This is a genomic window from Agrobacterium sp. FDAARGOS_525 (assembly GCF_003938925.1).
Lineage (GTDB): Bacteria > Pseudomonadota > Alphaproteobacteria > Rhizobiales > Rhizobiaceae > Agrobacterium > Agrobacterium pusense.
Map to the genome: position 1 here is coordinate 1,888,974 of NZ_RKIU01000004.1, position 22,603 is coordinate 1,911,576.

Sequence of the window (22,603 nt, forward strand, 5' to 3'; positions counted from 1 at the left end):
CATGGCTCTCGGGCCACTCCCGTGTCGCGAAGGAAGGGCAGAAGATGACGACCTCTTCAAACATGATCGCCGGCCCGCTCGCGATGCGCTTTTTCCCGTTCGCGGAAGATTGTCACAGGCGTATTGCCGCCGGCTGATCCCGCCGCCGCGATTTCAATGGACAGTAAAATGCGTTTCCAATCCGCCAATAGTAATGTTCGTCAGATCAAGGGTGTATTTGCGGGCTGCGCCGTCGCTTTCATCGGCGTCGGCCTCATGAGCGCCCTGGTCAATATTCTTTATCTCACCGGCTCGCTGTTCATGATGGAGGTCTATGACCGCGTCCTGCCCAGCCGCAGCCTGCCGACGCTGGTGGCGCTGTTCGCCATCGTGGTGGCGCTTTACGTATTTCAGGGTCTGTTCGATGCCCTGCGCGGGCGCCTTCTGGTGCGCATATCCGATCGTCTCGATCAGGTCCTTTCCTCGAGGGTCTACGAGGCGGTGATCGGATTGCAATTGCGCCTGCCGGTCAGCGGCGCCCAGGCACAGCCGCTTCGTGATCTCGATACAATCCGCTCTTTCCTGTCGGGAAGCGGGCCGACGGCCTTGTTCGACCTGCCCTGGCTGCCTTTTTATATTGCCATCTGTTTTGCCTTTCATTTCTGGCTCGGCGTCACCGCGCTTGCCGGCGCCGCAATTCTCACCGTGTTCACGCTGATGACCGAGCTTGTCTCCAGACGCCCCGTCGAGGAGGCCGCACGACACGCCTCCCAGCGCAATCGGTCGATTGAAAGCGTGCGCCGGAACGCCGACATCGTCGCCGTCATGGGTATGGTTCCGCCCCTGCGCGATCGCTGGCAGACGGGCAATCGCGCTTATGTGCGCGAACAGCGCGCTGCAAGCGATATAGCCTCCGGTTTCGGCGTGGCAAGCAAGGTGCTGCGCATGCTGCTGCAATCCGGCATTCTGGCGGTTGGGGCGTGGCTGGTCATCAATGAGCAGGCGACACCCGGCATCATCATCGCCGGCTCCATCCTGTCGGCGCGGGCGCTCGCGCCGGTGGATCTCGCCATCGCCAACTGGAAGGGCTTCATCGCTGCCCGGCAGAGCCGCCGACGTCTCGAAAAGACGCTTGCGCTGCTGCCGGATGCCGCCATGCGCATGGACCTTCCGGCGCCCCGCTCCCTTCTCTCCGTCGAACGTGTCGGTGCCATTCCACCGGAAGCGACCGAGCCGGTTCTGCAGGATGTCGCCTTCACGCTGGCGGCAGGCAGCGCCCTTGGCGTGATCGGCGCGAGCGGTTCGGGGAAAAGTTCGCTCGCACGGTTGCTGGTCGGCCTCTGGCGCCCGCTCAAAGGCTCGATCCGGCTGGATGGCGCAACGCTGGACCAATGGCCGGCAGAGGCGCTGGCGCGCCACATCGGCTACATGCCGCAGGCAATCGACTTGCTGGACGGCACCATTGCGGAAAACATCGCCTCCTTCGACCGGCAGGCGAGTTCGGAAAAAATCATCGCGGCCGCCCGTGCTGCGCGCATCCACGACCTCGTTGTGAGCCTGCCCGATGGCTATTCCACTATGGTAGGCGAAACCGGCCGGCAGTTGTCGGCGGGGCAAAAACAGAGGATAGCGCTGGCGCGTGCCCTTTATGGCGAGCCGTTTTTCGTTGTGCTCGACGAACCCAATTCCAACCTCGATTCCGAAGGCGAAGAGGCGCTGACGGCTGCCATTCTCGGCATTCGCGAGCGTGGCGGCGTGGCCGTCATCATCGCCCATCGTCCAAGCGCGCTTCTGGCCGTGGACAAGGTGCTCATGCTCGCTGACGGACGGCAGCAGGCCTTCGGCGCCAAGGAGGAAGTACTCGCCAAGGTGCTGCGTCCGGTCGGTGGTGCGGCAGGCGCCCTCAAGGTCGTGCAGGCCACGGAAGCAGGAAAGATCTGAATATGGATGAATGGCAGACACTCAGACGCTCGATCCGCAACCATATTTTCGTTGGTGGACTGGGTTTTCTAACCCTCGTCGGCGTCTTCGGCGGCTGGGCCGTCGGTACCGAGATTGTGGGTGCGGTCATCGCGCAGGGTTCTCTGGTGGTGGAAACCAGCCTGAAGAAAGTCCAGCATCCCGTGGGCGGCGTTGTCAGCGAACTGGCCGTGCGGGACGGAGACCGGGTCAAGGCAGGCGATGTGGTCATGCGTATCGATGCGACGATGACCAAGGCCAATCTCGCCATCATCGTCAAGAGCCTCGATCAATTCACCGCCCGCAAGGCGCGGCTGGAGAGCGAGCGTGATCGGGCCGGCCGGGTGATTTTTCCGCAAACGCTGCTCGATCGCGCCGGCGATGGCGAGGTTCTGGCCATGATGAATGCCGAACAGCGCCTGTATGAAAACCGCAAGGCGGTTCGCGAAAGTAAAAAACGCCAGCTCGAACAACGCGTGCGACAGCTTCGCGATGAGATAAGCGGCATGGAAGCCGAGCGCGCGGCGAATTTCCGCGAGCAGGGCATGGTCGATGAAGAGCTCATACGCTTTCGCTCCCTGCATGAAAGGGGGCTGATGGAAAAAAGCCGCCTCAGCACACTGGAGCGTCAGGCCACGGATATCGACGGTGATATTGGCCGGCTGATGGCCGGCATTGCCGGGGTCGAAGCGAAGATCAGCGAAACCGCGCTGCAAATCCTGCAAATCGACGAACAATGGTCGGAAGAGGTGGGTTCCGATCTGCGCGAAATGGATGCGCGCATCGGTGAATATGTCGAGCGCCGGGTGGCGGCCGAAGACCAGCTGAAGCGCGTCGATATCCTGGCGCCGCACGATGGGGTGGTGCACCAGCTTTCAGTGCACACCATCGGTGGTGTTGTGGCGCCCGGCGAGCAGATCATGATGATCGTGCCGGAAGTCGACAAACTGGTGGTCGAGGTCAAGGTCGCGCCGCAGGATATCGATCAGATCTATTACGGTCAGCTGACCAACCTGCGCTTCTCCGCCTTCAACCAGAAAACGACGCCGGAAATAACCGGAACGGTGGAACGTATCTCCGCTGATGTGACGGTGGATCAGCGAACGGGCACCAGCTTTTATCTGGTACGTGTCGCCACGTCGCAAGAGCAGATAAAGCGTCTTGGCGAATTCAGCCTCATGCCCGGCATGCCGGTGGAAGCTTTCATCACGACAGGTGAGCGAAGCGTCTTGTCCTATTTCCTCAAGCCATTAATTGATCAGGCGAACCGCACCTTCAGAGAGGCCTGAAGGCAATGGGCGAGAGGCGCAGCTAGCGAATGGTGTGCTCAATTCTGCGATGTCATGCGCTTTCATTGGCGCGTGGCGTTGCAGTTTTCATGGGGCGCTCGGAATTTTGAGCGGTTAGGCCGCCAAGCGGCGTGATTTGGGCGTAACTATCCGTGTGATGTGGCGCGGTGTCGTTCCATGAAGCGGATTGTATGTCCGTAACGCCCCCTTCCGCTAATCGTTGTGCGACAAACCCTTCCAGGGGGTAGCTTCCCTTCGCAACTGCATCGCGTTCGTCGAGGCAGGTCCAACCTGGGACAGGCAGCTCATGCTGTGTTGTGTTTTGCTTTCCGGAGAAATTGAACGGCCGTGTTGAAGCCGGGACTGGAAGCGAAGCGTTTGCATTGTGTGAGTTTCAAAAAGTTTGAATTGACCGCCTCTCACGGCGAGGCAAAACTTGGGGCATTGGCAAGGGAGAGCAAAAATGGACCAGCCGTGGCGTCACATGACAAGCGCACCGAAAGACGGTACCCGGATTCTCGTGACGATCCGCTCGTCGGAGCAAGGCCCGGCACAGGTGGATCTTGTTTATTGGTCCAATGGCGACCGGCTCGGAGCAGAAGGCTGGCGAGCTTCAGACTCCTCACCGGGTCGGATAATTGAATATGCGGAACCGGAGCTGAAGTGCTGGATGCCGGTTCCGGCGGCGAATACCGGTGGGCTCTCGGCGCCATCTCCCTGGGAAGGGGATGATGACCGCGAGCTTTTCGGATCCGGAATATGACGGGGGGAATTGCAGTGAATTTGCGGGAACGCCGCGGGGTATGATCAAGTATCAAGGCCGCCCCCTGCCTCGTCCGCGGAACTGATATCGCAAGTGCACCTGCATCATCCTGATGCCCTGCGCGCAGGATCGCGTGCGGGTATGGATGTCATGCTCAGAGCATTCTCGATTGCAGCGCCTGAGGCGGTGTTGTCGAAGACGCACCAACCGTCAGGCGCAACGAGTTTGCAAAAGTGCCTGATCTCATCGTCGCTATAAGTGGAATAATAGATCTTTGGTTTTCCGTGCAGGCGAACATATCGCGGGGGTTCGTTGAAGGTTTCCGCAGGCCACACGAGCGCCGGATCGGCGAAAACGCGGTCAATCTTGTATGTTTTCAGCAAATCAACCGCTTCCTGCGACGCCCAGCTCTCGTGCCGGGCTTCGATGACAATCTGCCCGTTATCAGACCCACGCATCGCCTCGAACGCCCTTTCTGACGTCCGGATATCAAAGGCAAGCGATGGCGGAAGCTGACACAGAAGCGGTCCACGCTTTCGACCCAGTGGCGCAAGGTCTTCTATGAAAGTTTCAAACGGTTCGGCTATATGGTTCATTCTGCGCGTATGCGAAATCTCTCTGGGCATCTTTGCAGAGAAACGGAAGGTGTCGGGCACGGATTCAGCCCACCGCGCGAAGGTGGACGCCTTGTGCCGACGGTAGAATGTGGAGTTGATTTCGACTCCATCAAAGACCGAGGCGTAACGTTGAAGGCCGCTCCCCTCGGCCGGGAACCGGTCGGCCACCTTTCTCGGGATGGACCAGGCCGCAGTGGCAATGATTGGCAAATCGTGTCTCCTTCACCTCACCGGATCCAGTTCAACTCTTTAAAGCTCGATTTCAGCTCAAGAATTTGCTCCAGCCAAGTTCGTCTTAAAACCTCGTCGGCTGACAAGGTTCCGCGACGGTGATCCGGTCGGGGGTCCAGCCGGCTCTTTTCAGTGTCGCTCGCTGGTAAATAGCCGGTTGCAGCATCGAGACGGACCTGGGTGCTCGAATAGTATTCCGGTTACACAGTGTTGGGTGTTGGCGTCTGCGTCTTCCCGTGAGAGTAGCGATGAAACCGGACAATGACCCGGAGCCGGGGCTGACCGATGATTGAAATTTCCGCTGCTGCCAGTTGGCTAATGGCTGAGTTCCGACCGGGCTTGGAACACTTCAACAAGGTTCGCGGTTTGTACCAAGGGTCAAGGCGGAAAAGAGAGGAGATATCATGTCTAACTCAAAATCCACGGATGGCGGTTACGCCGAAAACACGGGTACGACCGACAATCGGTTCGGCTACTCGCTTGAAAGCCAGGCTCAGTTTGACGATGCCACCGAGATAGCGCGCGGAACGGCCGCCGGCGAAACCCTCAATGTTTATCGCCTTGAACCTGTTGCGGCGCCGGACGACCCAGGCTGGCAGAATGCGCCTGCCCACGGAACCGTGGTCGTCGCAGCGCGGACGGCGGGTGATGCACGGGTTGTCGCTGCAGGTGCGGAACTCGATTTCATGGAGATCGACGCCCTTCCCGCTGAAGACGTGTCGACGTTGAATGCAAGCGCCTTTAGAGATGAAAAACTCTATACGGTGATCGATGTGGAACACGGTCGACAGGGTCTGACGCGAGGGGTGATGGACGGCGATGTCCGTATAGACACCATCAAGCCAGTGCAGATCTGAGAACGTGCCGACCCGAAGGGCTGCGGAATTCTCCGTTCTGCCGCAGGCTTTCAGTTATCAGTTCCGATCTGGGTAACGATATGATCGTCAGCTCACCCGGCGGGCCTGCTCCCCGTCAGGGGATACGCGTTCCGGGCCAAGCTGCGAGAGCAAGGTCGATCAGCCGCTTCAGCAAGGCGTTGCAGGCGCCGTCGCAGGCTTGGGCGGACATGCCCTGGATGATTGCACCATAAAAGCGGGCAAGCGTGTCGGTATCGGTTCGCGCCGGCAGTTCCCCTTCGTCGACTGCACGGTCGAAGCGGGTCTTGAGGGCCTGCATTGATGCCTCGCGCAATGTCGCCGTCAGACGCGCTACGGATGCATTTTCTTCCGCATGCTGCAGGACGGCCGTGGAGACCATGCATCCGCGCGGCTTGTCCGGCTGGGTGTCTCCATCGGCAATATCGTAGAGGTAAAGCCTCAGAGCTTCGTAAAGCGGCAGATCGGATTGCAATATGTCGGATCGACGGCTGTTTTCACGAGCAATGCTGAAATCCAGCGCCTGGCGGTACAACTCCTCCTTCGATCCGAACATCGAATAGAGCGTCGGGGGGTTGATGCCCATCGCTTTCGTCAGATCGGCGGTCGAGGTTCCTTCGTAGCCGCGCTCCCAAAACAGCCGCGCCGCGATGTCGAGCCCAACGTCGCGATCGAGCAGGCGGGGTCTGCCTCGTCTGCGGACTGGTGTCTCCATAAAATAGTGATCCCTATTATATTGTTGACAGATGTGTTTCGCTCCTTATTGTAGGGGTCACTATTTATTTTGGCAACGGAGTGATCAATGTCCAGACGACTTGCAGACAAGACAGCCCTTATCACTGGAGGTTCACGCGGGATCGGCCGGGCGGTTGCCCTCGCCTTTGCCAGGGAGGGTGCCGCGCTGATTGGCGTGCATTATGCCGCCAACGCGGATGCGGCCAATGCCACGGTGCGCGAGATCGAAGGGCTCGGCGTCAAGGCCGTCGCCGTGAAGGCCGATCTCAGACAGGGCAAGGACGCGGCTGACAGCCTGTGGGCGCAGTTCAGCGAAGCAGCGCATGTCGAGACGGGCTCGACCGCTCTCGATATTCTCGTGAACAATGCCGGTATCGCGCCCGCACTGCCATTGAAGCAGACGAGCGAAGCCGCGTTCGATGAGGTGATGACGATCAACTACAAGGCGCCGTTTTTCCTGATCCAGGCCGTGGCCGACCACATCCGTGAAAAGGGCCGTATTATCAACGTGTCGACCGGGTTTACGCGCATCGCAGCGCCGACTCATCCCGCTTACGCCGCGTCCAAGGGCGCGCTGGAAACGTTGACATTGGCGCTGGCACCGGAGTTTGCTACGCGCGGTATCACAGTCAATGCCGTGCTGCCGGGTGTCACGGAAACCGACATGAATGCAGAGTGGCTGTCGTCTCCGGAAGCGCGCGCTGGCGCTGAAGCCCTCTCTGTATTTTCGCGCGTCGGAAAGGCGGAGGATATCGCCGACGTGATTACCTTCCTCGCATCCAGCGATGCCCGCTGGACCACGGGCCAGATGATCGATGCAACGGGCGGCGCCCGCATCTAGGGTACGTTGCTCTTGCTTTAGCTAAAGCTGTTCAAGCAAAAGCAGCCCACGAGGAGAGTCTGATTAAGTTCAGCTTGCTTGTCGTTTATCATCACATCCACGGGCGCTACGCGTGTCCGTGGCGTCGTTATCCCTTTGTGCGGTGCCGCCGAGCTACGCGCAAACGCGTGGTCGCGGACATGTGACGCGCCGATCCCTGCAGATTGATCCTGCCGGCACGCCGTCTAAACGCTTTGCACGACCATCGAGCGGGATGCAGCCCAAGGCAAAGCCACCGGCGCTGTCGCGGCGGGTTCCGCCGAATTCCGATAGCTTTCGGTCGCGCCTGCAGACTGCCTTGGCAAAGGCCGTCCATTTCTAAATTATTCTGCCGCGATTGTTACGTTTCCGAAACGAGCTTTGACGAGAAGCGCGGCTTCTGCGATTGCCTGATTTACCCGGGCGTTCACCACGGGAGAAACCTGCCCTTCCACGTAATCCCGGCCGGAGGTGTAGATTGCGGTCGGCGTCACGAAGGCTTCGAAAAAGGCAAATAGCGGCCTGAGTTGGTGTTCCACCACAAGCGAGTGCCGGTCCCCGCCGCCTGTCGCCGTCAAGATGACAGGTTTGCCCCTGAGGTCGGCGGGATCGAGAAGATCGATGACGTGTTTGAAGAGGCCGGTATAGCTTCCCTTGTAAGTCGGTGAACCGATCACCAGAGCTTCAGCGTCGATGATGGTCTGAATGACCTGCCGCGCGCTGCCTTCCAGGTCTGCTACGGATCGTGCCGAGCTTAGGGAGGAGCCGAGATCCTCAACGTCGAAAACCTGATGTTGCAGGCCCAGTTGGCCGGCCAGCGCCTCGCTGACGCTTTCGACGAAGCGCTTTGTGCTTGATGGCCGCGATGTGTTGCCGGAGAAACCGACGATCAGATTGTTGCTCATTGAACTTTCTTTCGGGTGATCCTGCATAAATGCGGTTTGTGTCTGCGCGCCCTAGGCCGTCTTGAGAATCGACAGCCCGGCCGGATGTGCCGATCGATCATTCTCGCCGGTCTTCCACTTCTCAAAGGCGGCGCGTCCGAGAATGGCGACGGACGTGTCTTCCTGAGGTGCATGGACGAGGACTGACTGGATATCCCGGAAATGACGCTCGAGCCCGAGATCGGCATTGAGACCGGGGTTGCCGATGCCGCGGACCGCCAGCTGGACAGCGTCGCGGATTTGCCTCCCGGCGAGAAGGCGGGCCCTTATCAGGTGTTCGGCATCGCCAATATGGTTTGCGAGCGCGCCAAAGATGATCTGGCGGGCGCCGGCAACCAGAAGGTCGATTTCACCCGAGAGTTCAACGAAACGTTCCGTTTGCGCAATCGGGCGGCCAAGATTAGCCGGCACGCGCTCATGCGCGAAGCGGATGAACGCTTCTTGGGCGGCTTCGGCCGCGCCCAGATAGATGGCAGTGAGTGCAAGCGTCATTGCCGCGTGGCCGCGATTATCCTGCTGGGCGACCGAGGGATCAACGAGCTCCAGCACATTTTCTGCCGGGATTTCAACTTCGGTGTACTCGACATCGTGCGAACCGGTCGCCCGCATGCCGAGGCTTTTCCAGTTCTCGATAATCTTGATGCCGGGCAGACCGTTGGGGACAACGAAGGTGCCGACTCGTGGCTGAACCTCATCGGTATGCGCCCAGACGAGAAAATGGGTGAGGCCATAGGCACCCGTTACGAAGCGCTTGCGGCCCGTGATCGACCAGCCATTTGCCGTCCGGTGCGCACGCGTGGACGGCAATCCGCCGCGGGCCGGCGACCCCAGCTCTGGTTCCACACGCGCGGCGTTCAGAAGAAGCGGCTGCTGCTTTGCCTGTGAAAGAAGTTCCCTGTAGAGACCGTCCGGCCAATGGCCCTTCGTGGCCTGCCCGAGATGTGTAAAAATCGTCATTGCGCTGATAAGCGCTACAGAAGGATCGCCTCGCCCGAGCGCCGCCAGAATATGGGCTGCGGTGCTCAAGGTTCCTCCCGGTCCGCCATAACGCGTGGCCACCGTGCTTTCGAGAAGTCCAGCCTTATGAACGGCGCGAATACCGGTCCAGGGAAACTGACCGGTCTGATCCGCATCCGGTGCGGCTTCGGAAAGGACGCGCGCGGCTGCGTCGAGTGCGGTGGGGTCATAGGACATGCGGATAGCGGCTTTCTCATGGTCGGCAGGCGGGATCATCCGTCACAGGGGTGGATGATCCCGGTCTTGGAAGAGAGGTGGATCGGTCCGACGGCGTGGTCGGACTGCCGTCATCAGGCGGCTGCCTTCTTCTTCGCCTCTTCGCGTTCGCGAATACCCTCGCGGACGAGGGGCAGGATGTATCGTCCGTAGTCTACGGCATCATTATAGTTGTCGTATCCACGGATCGAAATCAGATCGGCGCCAAGGTCGATATAGTCGAGAATGGAGTCGGCGATCGTGCGTGGCGACCCGACCAGGGCGGTCGTCGCGCCGCTGGCATTGGTGGCGGTAACTGTCGGATACCAGAGTGCGCGGTCATGGACGTCGCCGCGCTTGGCGATATCCAGCAGACGCTGGGACCCGATATTGGCAGGAGGCGCTGCATTGACCGGGGCACGAGACAGGCCCTTCTGGCGGTTCTCGTTCAGACGGTCGAGAACCCTGTGCGCCTTTTCCCAGGCCAGTTCATCCGTTTCGGCGACGATCGGCCGGAATGTAACCCAGATCCGGGGGCGGTCGGTGCGTCCGGCTTTTGCGGCTTCGGCGTAGATACGGTCAATCTGCTGTTTTGTTTCAGCCAGCGGTTCGCCCCAGAGGCCGAAAATGTCGCAAAGGGAGCCGCCGATACGATAAGCAGCATCCGAAGAGCCGCCGAGCGAAATCGGGATAAGGCCATTGGTCGGACGCACGGCGCTGCGGAACTGCTTGAACTGGTAGTATTTGCCTTCGAAATCGAACGGCTCCGTCGAAGCCCATGCAAGGCGAAGAATGCGGATATATTCTTCCTGACGCTCGTAACGCTCTTCCTTGTTGAGGAAATCGCCTTCGCGTGCCTGCTCCTCGTCGCTCCCGCCCGCGATGAAGTGGACGACAACGCGCCCGCCGCTCAACTGGTCGAGTGTGGCGAGGGACTTGGCCGCAACCGTCGGATAAACGGTGTTGGGGCGGAGCGCGACAATGATCTTGATGTTCTTCGTGTGCGCAAGCACCGTCGCACCCAGCGTAAAGGGATCGAACGAAGAGGAGGAATAGGGAATGAGCGTGTAGTTGAACCCGTAGTCATCCAGTGCACGCGCGTAACGTTCCAGAAACAGCGGATCGACCGGAGCATCAGGGATGGGGTTCAGATCATTGGATGCGTTGGGAAAGCTGACGCTGATGAATTCCGCAGCCATGGGAGCTCCTTGCTGTTTCTAAATGTCGAGTGAAAGCTAAAGCCGACGTGGCATATGAGGAAGACAGGTCTTTCTATTTCTATGGAAAATGTAGAAAATATTGCCTGACTATTCTGGTGGCCTAGAACCGGCGATTGCCGCCGGGCCTGCATCTGCGTCATAGGGGCCGGGTTTCCACCCCAGGGAGGGAGCAACCGTCGTCGCAAGATCGGTGAGCAATCTTACGTTTTCGGTCAATCCGAAAGCCGGAGGCAAAAAGAGGACGAGCTCATCCGCGGCCGCCAGCCCGGGGTCGCTCAGTACCGCCTCAATGACCGTATCCGGTGCGCCCTGAAAAACGGGGGAAATCATGGCACCAGCCGGTTGGCCGGCAGGAGCCAGCGCACCCTTCGGGCGTGAGGCCGCAATGCCGACTGTGCGACGTTCAAGGTCATAGGCGGCATATTTTTCCCGCAGTTCCGGAGTGGTGCCGACCAGGATCGACGCTGCAACGGCGACCGGAGGCGGCGTTGTCTTCCAGATTCGCAGCCAGTGAGTGCGATAGGCATCGATGATACGCGCCTGATATTGGCCAAACGTCTCGCCTTCGTCCTGATCGTGAAGGACGGTACCGGAAATCAGGCCGATACCGAGTTCGGCGGCCTGAATCGCTGAATCGATACTGGCGGAGCCCTGTCGGATACGGCTGCGCAAGGTGGGGCTGTGTGGGGTCACCCGCAACTCGGCTCCCGGAGGCGCACCAACGTCGTTCGGCGTAACAACGTGCAGAACATCACCGGCAATGGCGGCAAGAAAACGCGACTGTCGCCGCTTTGCCTCTGTCCGGGCATCGGTATCCACGGATCCGAATACGGCATCGAACGCCCCATTTGCCCCGGTTGAAATCGCAAGTTCAAGCCGGCCGTCGATCAGCAGGTCGGTCGTGCCCGCCGCTTCGGCCAGCAGAATGGGGTCCTGATAACGCATCGGGATGACGGCGGAGCCAAGCGTAATGTGCCGCGTATGCTGGCCGACCGCCGCAAAGAAGGGCAACGGGGAAGAAAGATAGTGGTCGAAATGGCGCTGATAGGCCCAGCCGGACTGATACCCCAGCCTTTCCGCCTGTCTGAACAATTCTATGCCCTGTCGGAGCCCCTTTGCCGGACCGTCATCGTCGTTGAATGATACCCGCGTATTGAAACCCAGCCGGCTTTTCGGCCGGAACAATGCGGGAAGGTCGCGCGACGCTGCTGCAATATTCATGCGAGTTGTTCCTTCCGCAGCGCGTGCGGGGCTGCATGGGTGCGGGCCGTTCCGGCGATGCCCGATGGGATGGAGTTCAGCAGCGACGCGGTGTATTCGTGTCGCGGATTGCCGAAAATCTCGGTGACGGTCCCATGTTCGACAATGCGGCCTCGCTGCATCACGGAAACGCTGTGCGCAAGTTGCCTGACGAGGGCGAGGTCATGCGAAACAAAGACATAGGTCAGTCCGAGCTTCGCCTGCAGCGACAGCAAAACCTCGACGATATCCGCCTGAACGCTGACATCGAGAGCGGATGTGGGTTCGTCCAACACGATCACATCAGGCTTGAGGACCAGCGAACGGGCAATTGCCACACGCTGACGCTGCCCGCCTGACAGGGCTGATGGCTTGCGTTCCATGAGGTGCTCGCTCAAGCCGACATTTGCGAGAGCTTGCCGCACCTGCTCGGATCGCTCCTTCGGAGTACCGATCTCGAATCTGTCGAGCGGCTCACGAACAAGCTGGCCCACCTTCCATGTCGGGTCGAGTGACGTGAACGGGTTCTGGTAAACCAGTTGCAGATGCCGCCATACCGACCGCAGGGAAGCGCGGCTCTTGCTTGTAACGCTCTCGTCGGCAACCGTGATGGTGCCGCTTTCCGGCTGCTCGAGCCCCAGCAGCAGGCGGATGGTCGTGGTTTTCCCGGAGCCGGATTCGCCGACAAGCGCGTGTGTCGTGCCTGCCGGAACCGTAAACGAAATATCATCCACAGCGGTCAGGGTTTTGCCATCGACGGTGAAGCGCTTGGTAACGCCGCTGACAGCGATCTTTGGCGATTTGTCACTATCGAGAAGGCTGAACCCCGGATCGCGAAATTTGGCATAACGCTCCGGGTTGAGCGCGGGCACGTCGCCATGGAGTTTTTTGGCATAGGGAGAGGAGGGGGAGGAAAAAACAGCCGATGTCCTGCCCGCTTCCTGCACGACGCCGTTCTTCAGCACGACGAGATTGTCCGCCCTCTCCGCCGCTATTGCGAGATCATGGGTGATGAGAAGCAGGCTGATGTTCAGCTCATCGCGAAGACGGGAGAGGAGATCGAGAATGCGTTTCTGGATTGTGACGTCGAGCGCCGACGTCGGCTCATCCGCCACCAGCAGCGCGGGGCGCGGTAATATTGCGAGCGCGATCAGCACGCGCTGCAGCATTCCGCCCGACAGTTGATGCGGATAGGAATCGTAAACCCGTTGCGGATTGTCGAGACCCACCTTCGCGAATGTTTCCAGAATGAGGAGCTTGCGGATTGCGGGGTTGGCCTCTTGCGTCAGCGCTGCCGCCTCCAGCGCCTGCGCGCCGATTGTTCTCACTGGATTGAGAGAGTTGCCCGGATCCTGCGGCACGAAGCCGATTTCGCGGCCACGAAAAGGCCTGAAGCGCCGTTCCGGCAATGCCAGAATGTCCTGCCTGTCGAAAACGACCCGGCCCGTGGCGTTTGCGCCGTTGGGAAGCAGTCTTAGTACAGCCTTTGCGATGGTCGACTTTCCCGAACCGGATTCTCCGATCAGCGCAAGACTTTCGCCACGCCCAAGCTCGAAGCTGACACCGTGCACGACCTCCTGCCGCCCGTAGGACACGGCAAGATTTTCAACGCCGAGCAGGGGTATGGCGGGCTGCGGAGCCTCTGCCACTATCCGGGGAGGGGTCGGCGCTGTTTTCAATGCGATTTGCGAAGCCATCGGCTGATCCTGTTGACAGAGAGGACGGTCACGATCGTAACGAACGCGGGCGCATAAACGAGCCAGGGCCATTTGAGGTAGTCCTTGCCGATCGAGATCAGCAGGCCCCAGTCGGAAGAGGGCGGCGGATCGCCGTAGCCGAGGAAGGCGAGGCTGGCGATGACGAGAATGGACTCGCCGAATTGCAGGACGGCCAGCGGCAACATCGAGCGGGATGCGTTTGGCAGCACATGTCTCAGCACGATGTAGCCGCGTGAGCCACCCGAGAGAAACGATGCCTCCACGAAGGTCGCCTGACGCGTCTTGATGACCTCTGAGCGCGCCACACGGGCGAAGAAGGCGATCGCCGATATGCCTGTCGCAATGGCGGCGTTGATTGTCTCGAAGCCGATTGCCGTGACGATGATGACCGCCAGCAGGAACTTCGGGATGGATAACAGCACGTCGACAAAACGTGCAAAGACGATATCCACCCAGCCGCCGAAAAATCCGGCAAGCAGACCGATCACACCGCCGATGACGACGCCGATGACGACAGCGACCAAAGCGCTCGATACAGATGAAGCGGTGCCATAAACGACCCGTGTATAGAGATCGCGCCCGAGATGATCCGTGCCGAACCAATGGGCAAAACTTGGCGCAAGAAGCTTGTCAGCCGGGACGCCGTTGATCGGGCTTTGGGTGGTGAAAAGCTGCGGTGCGATCGACCAGGCGACGACGATTGCGATGACAAGCAGGGAGAGGGCGACCGTTGCAGTTATGTTGAGAGTTTTCAGTCTCTCCAACGGATTGCTGATGGAAGCCGGGCTGGAAATAAGGCTCATGGTTTGGCCCCCGTTTCAAGGCCAAGCGACGTGTCGTCGATCGTCGACAGGCGGCGTTTTCGGCCAACGATAATTTTCACCCTTGGATCGAGCAGCGGATAGAGGAGATCGGCGATGAGGTTGACGACGACGAATACCACGGCCCCCAGCGAGACGATCGCCTGCAGGACCGGCAGATCCTGAGTGCTGACGGAACGCTGGACGAGACTGCCGATACCGGTGCGGCCGAATACCGTCTCCGTAATCAGCGAGTTGCCCAGAAGTTCGCCGACGGTGAGGGCGATAACCGTCACCACGGGCAAGGAGGCGGGCTTGAGGAGATGTGTTGTGAAAAGCCGTCTTGGCCCGATGCCGCGACTGCGGGCAACCGCTGCGTAATCCTGCTCTGCCTCATGATCGAGATTGGCGATCAGGACCTCCGCAATCTGTGCGGAAAACGGTATGCCGATGGTGATCGCCGCAAACAGCGTGGCCCAGAAACTGTCGGGTTCGATGACCCGGAACAGCCTGAGCTGAAAACCGAAAAGGTGGATCAGAAACAGGCCGATGACGAAATTGGGTGTCGACAGGAACAGGGAAGGGAAGGCGCGCAGCAATCCCTGTCCGTAACGCTTCGGCACGACCTGCGTGCCGTAGGCGACCGCAAAGGCGAGGATCAGCGCCACGGTCAGCCCGGCGGTGGCCAAGACCAGCGTCGATGGCAGCACCTCGGCGATGAGCGTCGAGACCGGTCGGTTGGAGCGCATCGAGATGCCCAGATCGCCTGTCAGGAAGGCCGACAGGGAGTGCCAGAGCTGCACGATGATCGGCTGGTCCAGCCCCTGTGCCGCAATGATTTCGGTAATCTCCTGCTCGGTAAAGCCGTTCTGCGGGTTGCGCAGAACGCTGGTGATCGGGTCGCCAGGCAGGACGCTGACGACCACGAAGGTGAAGACATAGGCCAGAAGGATGACGACGATCGCCTGGCCGAGCCGCTTTGCGGCGTAGGTTAGGTAGGCATTGCTCATGCCGTCACCTCCTTGACGTTACTCGGTGGTGCTGGCGTCATTCGGCAATGAAAGCTGTGTAATAGCTGGCATAAGCGACGCCGTTATAGACTTCGCCCTTCAGCTTCGGCGATTGCACGTAAATGCGCTGAACGATTTGCGTGCGCGGGATGAAGTAGCCCTGTTCCAGCACGTATTTTTGCAGGCCATCGAGCAGAGGCTTCCGATCCTCGACGGAACCTGCACCAGCGATCTTGTCGCGCAGGTCGTTGAGCGTCGCATCACGCTCGTCCAGCGCAAACCAGTTCTCGCCATTATTGGCGTTGGTCAGGATGCTTGCGACCGTACCGGCGTCGATAAAGCTGCGGGTGACTTCATATGTCGGAACGGCGGCGCCACCGAATTTGACCTTCTCGCCAAAGGTCACGACATCATACGCCCTGATATTGACCTTCCATCCAAGCCGGCCGAGCTGCTGGGCAATCAGCTCATCGACTGATTTCGAGGTTGCCAGATAAGGATTGGAATGGATCGTCAATTCCAGCGGCTTGCCGTCCTTCACGCGAACGCCGTCCGCACCCTTGACCCATCCGGCTTCGTCCAGAAGCTTTTCCGACTTGTCCGGGTTATAGGCGAGGAGATCGCTGTGATCCGTGGCTCCCGGGACGTTGCTCTGGATGAAGGACGTCGCGAGCTTCCAGTCCTGCGTATAGACTGTGTCGATGATTTCCTGACGGTTGATGCCTGCCTGAAGTGCCTGACGCACCTTCACATCATCATAGGGCTGAAGCTTGGTGTTGACGGCCCAGCCGTTGACGAAGCCGAGATAACGCGGGGTCGCGATGGTGAAGCCTTCCTCCTTGAGCGATTTCAGTTCCTGGGGCGAGGCGTTGTAGGCGACATCCGCCTGACCGGACTGAACGGAGGCGACGCGAAGGGATGGCTCAGAGACCAGCTTGTAGGTGATGGTATCGAGATAGGCGGGGCCGGTGTGGCCGACTGCGGCGGGACCCCAATTATAGTCCTTGCGCTTGACCAGGGTGACGTGGTCGCCCTCTTTCCAGGACTCCACCACATAGGGTCCGCTGCCGGCGGTCTTGCTGAGGTCCGCCTGCTGGCCGGCAGGCTGGGCAATGGTCTTGGGAGAGATCAGGATGGAGCCGTGGTAGCCAAGCGTCGGAATGAACCCGAGCGTGGGCTTCTTGAAGAAAACCTTGACCGTCGTCGCATCAACCGCTTCGGCGTGATCATAGGTCTTGGGGAAGAGGCCGATCGGGTTGATGCCCTCGTTCTTGCGGCCGGCATACCAGATGTCGAGATTGGCAACGACGGCCTTGGCATCCAGTGGTTCGCCATCGGAGAAAGTCACGCCGCTTTTGAGGTGGAGGGTGAACTCCGTCGCGGTGTCGTTCTGCTCCCAGCGCTCGGCAATCCACGGGCTGACCTTGCCTTCGGCATCGACGTACAGCAGCTTATCCGTGACATGACCCCATATATGGCCCTGGAAACTGGAGATCGCGCTGTTATTGGGGATCCACGTGTCGCCCAGGGAATCGATCAGAAACGTGATGTCACCGCCATCATGTGGCGTGTCTGCGGCCACAGCACTCAAAGGTGCAGCCGTCGATAAAAACAGCGAGGCGGAAACAGCGAGCGAAGCCGTAAGAAGCAGGCGGCGACGCGAAAGAGACGATGAGAAAGGACGCTTTGTCATTGTATGATCCTGAAAATTCCAAAGTTTTTTCGTTGCAATTTCGGCATCTCCTGGTGTGCGCGTGCGTCTGCGGTGGCTGCTCAAACGCATGTCAAACCGTTGCCGCGCCGGCCTCTCGGCCGAGCAGGAGATGCTTGAGTTCATTGGTGGCCTGATTGGGCGACGCGACGCTAGCGAGCGGTTCCCGAGAACCTGCGTGGCTGAGGAGCGCGCCCGCTTCTACATATTCCAGTCATGGCGCGATCCCCTTCTGCGCTGTCCGTCTTGCCCTTAACCTAGCAGTCAGGCGTGAGGGAGAAAGACTGGTTATTCTTTTTCTATGGATTTAGTGAATTATTTTATCGTCATTTCGGCGGCTGTTTGGATTGGTGTTTCAGGGCCCCTTGGAATGCGGGGTTCCGGCGTGGAGTGACGACGGCTCGGCGTCTGGGCCGACCTGGTCTGGCGATACAAATCGCATGGCCTGGAAAATTGTCACGGGCGGCAGAGCCCCGGTGAAGCGCTCGATCTCCACCTTCGCGATCTGGCCGGTCGATGCCTGCGACAGTTTCGATGTGCCGATATCGCGGGTCAGAATATTTGGATTTCCGTGGATGCATATCGAGTTTTCGGCAGTTGGATCCTCTGGTTCGAACCAGGCGCCGGTAGCGAGCTGCATTACCCCCGGCATGACGTCTTCACTGAGAAGGGCGCCCGCCAGGCAGCTGCCGCGCTGATTAAAAAGCCTCACGACATCGCCGTCAGATATTCCACGAGCCGAGGCGTCGGCTGGATGGATACGGACGGGCTCCCTGTCCATGATCTTGGTGGAACGGCTGAAATCGCCATAGTCCAGCTGACTGTGCAGGCGTTGATATGGTTGATTGCAGACGAGATGCAGCGGATAGAGGTGCGCATCGTCTGGAGTTTCCACTCTGGGTGGATACCAGCGCGGATGACCCTTGCAGTCATCATAACCGAAACCCTCGACGGTCCCGGAAAAAATCTCGATCTTTCCTGAGGGGGTCGCCAGCGGTTTCGTTGCGGGATTCTCAAGGAAAGCGCGCGCCGGTCCACCGTCGTCCGGCTTGACTGGAAGGGACAGTTCTCCGCGTTCCCAGAAGGTTTCAAAGTCCGGCGCCTCATGGCCCGACGCGGCAAGTGCCTGACGGGTCGTTTCGTATAGAAAGGCAAGCCATTCTCCGCTGCTGCGGTTTTCGGTGAAGGCCTCGAACCTGCCGAGTTCGCGGGCAATGCCGGCGAATATTTCGTAATCGTCGCGTGCTTCGCCGACGGGGGCGATCAGGCGCTTCATGGCGATCATCAGCGGATCGCGATCGGCGGCGCCGATGTCGTCACGCTCAAGCGTGGTCGTGGCGGGCAGCACGATATCGGCGTGTCTGGCGGTGGAGGTCCAGGCGGACTCGTGGACGATGATCGTTTCCGGCCGCCTGAAAGCAGCTCGCAACCGGTTGATATCCTGATGATGGTGAAATGGATTGCCGCCCGCCCAATAGACAAGCCGGATGTCAGGATAAAGAAGCGTGCGCCCGTTGTAATGGAACTCGGCGCCGGGATTGAGCAGCATATCGGAGATGCGTGCGCAGGGAATATAGTCCGGCACAGGGTTTTTGAATTGCTGCAGCGTTGGCAGGGGAACGGCGAGCAGGTTCTTGCCGATATTGCCCAACGCGCCAAGGGAATAAGAAAATCCGCCGCCGTCCGATCCGATCTGGCCGAGCATGGCGGCAAGCACAATGCCCATCCACACCGGCTGCTCTCCGTAATCGGCCCGCTGCAGCGAATGACTGACGGTGATCAGGGTTCTCGAACCGGCCATCCTGTGCGCCAGCTTGCGTATTGTGTCCGGCGCGATGTTGCAGATTTCGGCCGCCCATTCCGGGCTTTTGTGCTGGCCGTCCTCCCTGCCGAGAAGATAGTTTTCAAACCGGTCATATCCGACCGTATAACGCTCCAGAAACCTCCGGTCGTGCAGCCCCTCCGTAACGAGGACGTGCGCCAGCCCGAGCATCATCGCCACGTCGGTGCCCGGGATGATGGGAAGCCACTCGGCATCCGCCTCAGCGGGGAAATCGTCTGCCAGAGGGCTGATGAATGTGAAATGCGCACCGCGAGCCTTCGCGCCGGCAAGTTTTTGCCGGACCGTGTGCGTGCTGATCCCTCCGCCGTGGACATCGGCATTCTTGATCGCCATCCCGCCAAAGGCGAGCACCAGCTCGCTGCTGCGTTCGATGGCATCCCAGGTCACGCTCTTTCGGTCGAAGCTGTCATAAGGGCCCAGGACATGGGGGATTATGACCATGGCCGCACCGGAACTATAGGTGTTGACCGACCGGACATATCCGCCGAGGACATTCAAGAAGCGGTGGATCTGGCTTTGCGCGTGATGAAAGCGACCGGCACTGGACCAGCCATAGGAGCCGCCGAACACGGCGCTTGGACCGTGACTGTCGTAGACCCGCCTCAGTTCGTCGGCGACCAGTGTCGTCGCTTCGGCCCAGCTGACCTCGACATAGTCGTCAGCGCCCCGTCGCTGTGCATGGTCGGTTTCGCGCTCAAGCCACCCCCGCCGGACAGCGGGCCGTCGGATGCGGACGGGGCTGTCGGCGATCGCCGGAAGATTGCCCAGTAGCGGGGATGGATGGGGGTCGCCGGAGTGAGGCTTTATCTCCAGTCGCCCATTTGTGAGCCGCCCGGAGAAGGCCCCCCAGTGAGAACTGTGAGTCTTGAAGGAATTCATCGTGTCGCCCCAGCGGTCGCGGATCGCAAAGTAACATTCTATCTCGGCAGGATTTTGCCGGGATTCATGATGCCGGCTGGATCGACTGCATGTTTGATGAGCGCCATAAGATCGACCGCGTCACCATGCTCTTCACGCAGGTAGGCGATCTTGCCGGTGCCCACGCCATGTTCGCCGGTCGAGGTGCCGCCGACCGAGAGGGCGTATTGCACCATCTTCTTGTTGATGGCCGCCACCTCGCCGAGCTCTTCCGCATTGCCGGGATCGACCGCGAAGACGACATGATAATTGCCATCGCCGACATGGCCGAGAATGGCAGCCGGTACGCTGCAATCCTGCAGGAGCTCGCGGGTCTTCAATATGCAGTTGCTGAGCTGCGAGACCGGAACACAGACATCCGAAGACCAGCCTTTGGCGTTTGGCCTTTGCGATACGACAGCATAAAACGCGTTGTGGCGCGCTTTCCAGAGGCGATTGCGTTCTTCAGGGGCGTTGGCCCACTCGAAATCCTTGCCGCCATGGTCTTCCACAATGGCGGACACCATATCGACCTGCTCCTGAACGCCGGCGGGCGAGCCGTGAAACTCGAAAGCCAATGTGTCCTGGATCTTCAGCTCCAGTCCGGAATAGGCATTGACGGCCGTGATCAGGCCACGGTCCATGAGCTCCATGCGGGCGACGGGGATGCCGAGTTGCACGACCTGAATGGCCGCCGCGACTGCCTGTTCGACGCTCTCGAAAGAGCAGAGCGCCGCCGAGATGGTTTCGGGTATTCCATAGAGGCGAAGGGTTATTTCGGTGATGATCCCCAGCGTTCCTTCCGAACCCACGAACAGCCGGGTCAGGTCGTATCCGGCAGAAGACTTTCTGGCGCGACCGCCGGTTTTGATAACCTGGCCGGTCGGTAGCACCACGGTCAGGCCCAGTACGTTTTCACGCATTGTTCCGTAGCGGACGGCGTTGGTGCCGGAAGCGCGGGTTGCAGCCATGCCGCCAATCGAAGCGTTTGCGCCGGGATCGATGGGAAAGAACAGTCCCATGTCTCGTAGATATGTGTTCAACTGCTCCCGCGTTACCCCGGCCTCGACCGTACAATCCAGATCTTCACTGCTGATACGGGTGATTTTCGACATGCGTGAAAGGTCGATCGAGACCCCGCCATTGACGGCTGTCAGATGCCCTTCCAGCGAAGTGCCGGCGCCAAAAGCGATGACGGGCACGCTTTCCGCCGCACATAGCCGCACGATCTCGGACACTTCGGAGGTGGTTTCCGCGAAAGCGACCGCATCGGGAAAGGCGGCTGCGTGATGCGCCTCGCCGCGCCCGTGCTGCTCGCGCAGTGTCGGCGACGTTGAAAGACGCTCCCCGAGGAGGTCTCGCAGGGACCGGATGAGAGAAGGAGACAGGTCAGGCATAAAACATTCCGTGTAGGCGGGTCGCAAAACGATGCGACAGACTTACAAACCTTGAGGGCGAGGCGCGCGGCTGGCGACGCCAGACCGTCTCCGCCATCTGGCGGTGAACATCAGGCGGCCAGTTTTTCGCCCCTGAGATGACGCTCGAGGAACGGAAGGCTGTCCTGCCCCCAGTAGAGTTCATCCTGATAGCGATAGGTCGGAACCCCGAACACACCGGCGGCCCTGGCAGCTTCGAAGCTCGCCTTCTGCAAGACAGCAACCGCGTCGCTTTTGCCATGTTCATCGAGGGCTACAGCATCGAAGCCTGCAGCCGTCGCGATGGCCTGGCGGATGTCGGCCTTGCCGATGTCTTCACGGCGGACCCAGAAAGCCTCCTGCAGTGCAACTGCAAGCTTCAGCCAGTCTTCACCCTTCTCGATTGCCGCCGCAACCATCAGGCCTGCCGGGGACGGATCCGAGAGCGCAGCGCGATTGTCGAAATTGAGCACTTTTCCGCGCAATGCTGCCCACCGCTTCAGATCCGTGATCCAGTAGGCGCGTCTGGCCTCCGGGCGATTTTTTGAGTAAATGCCACCGTTTTCCTCGATCAGCGGAATAAGGTGAGGGCGGATAGTGGCGCCCTGCTGTTTCGCCAGGGCAGCAAAGGGTTCAACACCTATGAAGGCCCAGGGTGAGCCGATGCTGAAGAAATAATCGATCGTCTTTGTCATTGTCTGCTGCTTTCAGTTCGGTTGATCGGTGGAGGCGGCGGCCGTGGCGAAAACGGAGAGAGCGCAGTCACGCGCGATCAGCACCGCCTTGGGGTCGCGTCCAACCGCGACGGTCGCCAGCGCCCCTTCGTAGAGAAGTGAGAGATGGGCGGCGGCGATCTCCACTGTGCTGCCGGCCCTCGCCAGGATAGCGGCGAACAGGTCCCTGACCTTCGCCTTATGGGTACGCGCAACGAACACGACCCGCTCGGATTCGCCATGTTCGGCAACCGCGAGAGCGAAGGCGCAGCCGCGAAAATCCGGGCTGTCGGCCTTTTCGTGGAGTTGCTCGAAAATCAGCCGGATCTGCTCCTTCGGAGCCATGTCCGCATCCACCACGTTCTGAAGCGCGTGGATCACCCGCTCATGACGCGCTTCCAGATAGGCTGCAACAAGATGATCCTTCGAAGGGAAATGCCGGTAGAGCGTCGCCTTCGCGACATTCGCTTCCTCGATGATCCGATCGATGCCGACAGCCCGGATGCCTTCGCGATAGAAGAGCGTGCCGGCGGCGGTGAGTATATGGTCTGATATGGCTTCTCTCATTATATCG

Annotated in this window: 19 protein-coding genes; 5 read left to right on the forward strand and 14 right to left on the reverse strand. The window is 59.9% G+C overall.

Features of this window, described 5'->3' with window-relative positions:
* The first annotated feature begins 168 nt into the window (after positions 1 to 168).
* The 3 genes from EGT36_RS25240 (at position 169) to EGT36_RS25250 (ending at position 3,990) form a co-directional block, all read left to right on the forward strand.
* Positions 169 to 1,920, forward strand: coding sequence for a type I secretion system permease/ATPase (locus EGT36_RS25240; RefSeq protein WP_125271278.1), 1,752 nt, complete (start codon positions 169 to 171; stop codon positions 1,918 to 1,920).
* Between the two features lie 2 nt (positions 1,921 to 1,922).
* Positions 1,923 to 3,227, forward strand: a complete 1,305-nt coding sequence (locus tag EGT36_RS25245) for an HlyD family type I secretion periplasmic adaptor subunit (RefSeq protein WP_125271279.1) — start codon at positions 1,923 to 1,925, stop codon at positions 3,225 to 3,227.
* A gap of 463 nt (positions 3,228 to 3,690) precedes the next feature.
* A complete protein-coding gene (locus tag EGT36_RS25250; RefSeq protein ID WP_004445373.1) occupies positions 3,691 to 3,990 on the forward strand; it encodes a hypothetical protein in 300 nt (99 codons plus the stop codon).
* A gap of 104 nt (positions 3,991 to 4,094) precedes the next feature.
* Here the strand turns inward: EGT36_RS25250 and EGT36_RS25255 are convergent, their stop codons facing one another.
* Positions 4,095 to 4,817, reverse strand: coding sequence for a DUF72 domain-containing protein (locus EGT36_RS25255; RefSeq protein WP_125271280.1), 723 nt, complete (start codon positions 4,815 to 4,817; stop codon positions 4,095 to 4,097).
* 425 nt (positions 4,818 to 5,242) lie between these two features.
* Here EGT36_RS25255 and EGT36_RS25260 point away from each other — a divergent pair, with 425 nt between their 5' ends.
* A complete protein-coding gene (locus EGT36_RS25260; RefSeq protein ID WP_125271281.1) occupies positions 5,243 to 5,695 on the forward strand; it encodes a hypothetical protein in 453 nt (150 codons plus the stop codon).
* A gap of 115 nt (positions 5,696 to 5,810) precedes the next feature.
* Here EGT36_RS25260 and EGT36_RS25265 read toward each other — a convergent pair whose 3' ends face one another.
* Positions 5,811 to 6,428 (reverse strand): TetR/AcrR family transcriptional regulator, encoded by a 618-nt coding sequence (locus EGT36_RS25265; RefSeq protein ID WP_004445367.1) that lies wholly within the window; start codon positions 6,426 to 6,428, stop codon positions 5,811 to 5,813.
* Between the two features lie 87 nt (positions 6,429 to 6,515).
* Here EGT36_RS25265 and EGT36_RS25270 point away from each other — a divergent pair, with 87 nt between their 5' ends.
* On the forward strand, positions 6,516 to 7,289 hold the full coding sequence (locus tag EGT36_RS25270) for an SDR family oxidoreductase (RefSeq protein ID WP_125271282.1): 774 nt from the start codon (positions 6,516 to 6,518) through the stop codon (positions 7,287 to 7,289).
* A gap of 362 nt (positions 7,290 to 7,651) precedes the next feature.
* Here EGT36_RS25270 and EGT36_RS25275 read toward each other — a convergent pair whose 3' ends face one another.
* The 12 genes from EGT36_RS25275 to EGT36_RS25335 all read right to left on the reverse strand — a co-directional run bounded on the left by EGT36_RS25275 (position 7,652) and on the right by EGT36_RS25335 (position 22,596).
* Complete coding sequence (locus EGT36_RS25275) at positions 7,652 to 8,212, reverse strand: NAD(P)H-dependent oxidoreductase (RefSeq protein WP_112766227.1); 561 nt, start codon at positions 8,210 to 8,212, stop codon at positions 7,652 to 7,654.
* 51 nt (positions 8,213 to 8,263) lie between these two features.
* Positions 8,264 to 9,445: an acyl-CoA dehydrogenase family protein gene (locus EGT36_RS25280; RefSeq protein ID WP_048902886.1), complete on the reverse strand. Its 1,182-nt coding sequence runs from the start codon at positions 9,443 to 9,445 to the stop codon at positions 8,264 to 8,266.
* Between the two features lie 113 nt (positions 9,446 to 9,558).
* Positions 9,559 to 10,662: an LLM class flavin-dependent oxidoreductase gene (locus EGT36_RS25285; RefSeq protein WP_004445361.1), complete on the reverse strand. Its 1,104-nt coding sequence runs from the start codon at positions 10,660 to 10,662 to the stop codon at positions 9,559 to 9,561.
* A 108-nt stretch (positions 10,663 to 10,770) separates the two neighbouring features.
* A complete protein-coding gene (locus EGT36_RS25290; RefSeq protein ID WP_022562825.1) occupies positions 10,771 to 11,904 on the reverse strand; it encodes an LLM class flavin-dependent oxidoreductase in 1,134 nt (377 codons plus the stop codon).
* Positions 11,901 to 13,619 carry a dipeptide ABC transporter ATP-binding protein gene (locus tag EGT36_RS25295; RefSeq protein WP_125271283.1) on the reverse strand — a complete coding sequence of 573 codons (1,719 nt, stop codon included), beginning with the start codon at positions 13,617 to 13,619 and terminating at the stop codon, positions 11,901 to 11,903. Before EGT36_RS25295 ends, EGT36_RS25290 begins: the two co-directional genes overlap by 4 nt.
* Positions 13,598 to 14,443 carry an ABC transporter permease gene (locus EGT36_RS25300; protein ID WP_004445358.1) on the reverse strand — a complete coding sequence of 282 codons (846 nt, stop codon included), beginning with the start codon at positions 14,441 to 14,443 and terminating at the stop codon, positions 13,598 to 13,600. The genes EGT36_RS25295 and EGT36_RS25300 overlap by 22 nt, the downstream gene beginning before the upstream one ends.
* Positions 14,440 to 15,450, reverse strand: a complete 1,011-nt coding sequence (locus tag EGT36_RS25305; protein ID WP_125271284.1) for an ABC transporter permease — start codon at positions 15,448 to 15,450, stop codon at positions 14,440 to 14,442. The genes EGT36_RS25300 and EGT36_RS25305 overlap by 4 nt, the downstream gene beginning before the upstream one ends.
* A 37-nt stretch (positions 15,451 to 15,487) precedes the next feature.
* The gene (locus EGT36_RS25310) at positions 15,488 to 17,143 is read right to left on the reverse strand and encodes an ABC transporter substrate-binding protein (RefSeq protein ID WP_035206982.1); all 1,656 of its coding nucleotides are present in this window, start codon (positions 17,141 to 17,143) and stop codon (positions 15,488 to 15,490) included.
* Between the two features lie 373 nt (positions 17,144 to 17,516).
* Positions 17,517 to 19,883, reverse strand: coding sequence for a molybdopterin guanine dinucleotide-containing S/N-oxide reductase (locus tag EGT36_RS25320; protein ID WP_286084338.1), 2,367 nt, complete (start codon positions 19,881 to 19,883; stop codon positions 17,517 to 17,519).
* 38 nt (positions 19,884 to 19,921) lie between these two features.
* Positions 19,922 to 21,298 carry an FAD-binding oxidoreductase gene (locus EGT36_RS25325; protein WP_125271285.1) on the reverse strand — a complete coding sequence of 459 codons (1,377 nt, stop codon included), beginning with the start codon at positions 21,296 to 21,298 and terminating at the stop codon, positions 19,922 to 19,924.
* Positions 21,299 to 21,408: 110 nt separating this feature from the next.
* Entirely contained in the window at positions 21,409 to 22,011 is a 603-nt protein-coding gene (locus EGT36_RS25330; RefSeq protein WP_004445352.1) for a 2-hydroxychromene-2-carboxylate isomerase, read from the reverse strand.
* A gap of 12 nt (positions 22,012 to 22,023) precedes the next feature.
* Positions 22,024 to 22,596 carry a TetR/AcrR family transcriptional regulator gene (locus EGT36_RS25335; RefSeq protein ID WP_022562817.1) on the reverse strand — a complete coding sequence of 191 codons (573 nt, stop codon included), beginning with the start codon at positions 22,594 to 22,596 and terminating at the stop codon, positions 22,024 to 22,026.
* Positions 22,597 to 22,603: the final 7 nt, after the last annotated feature.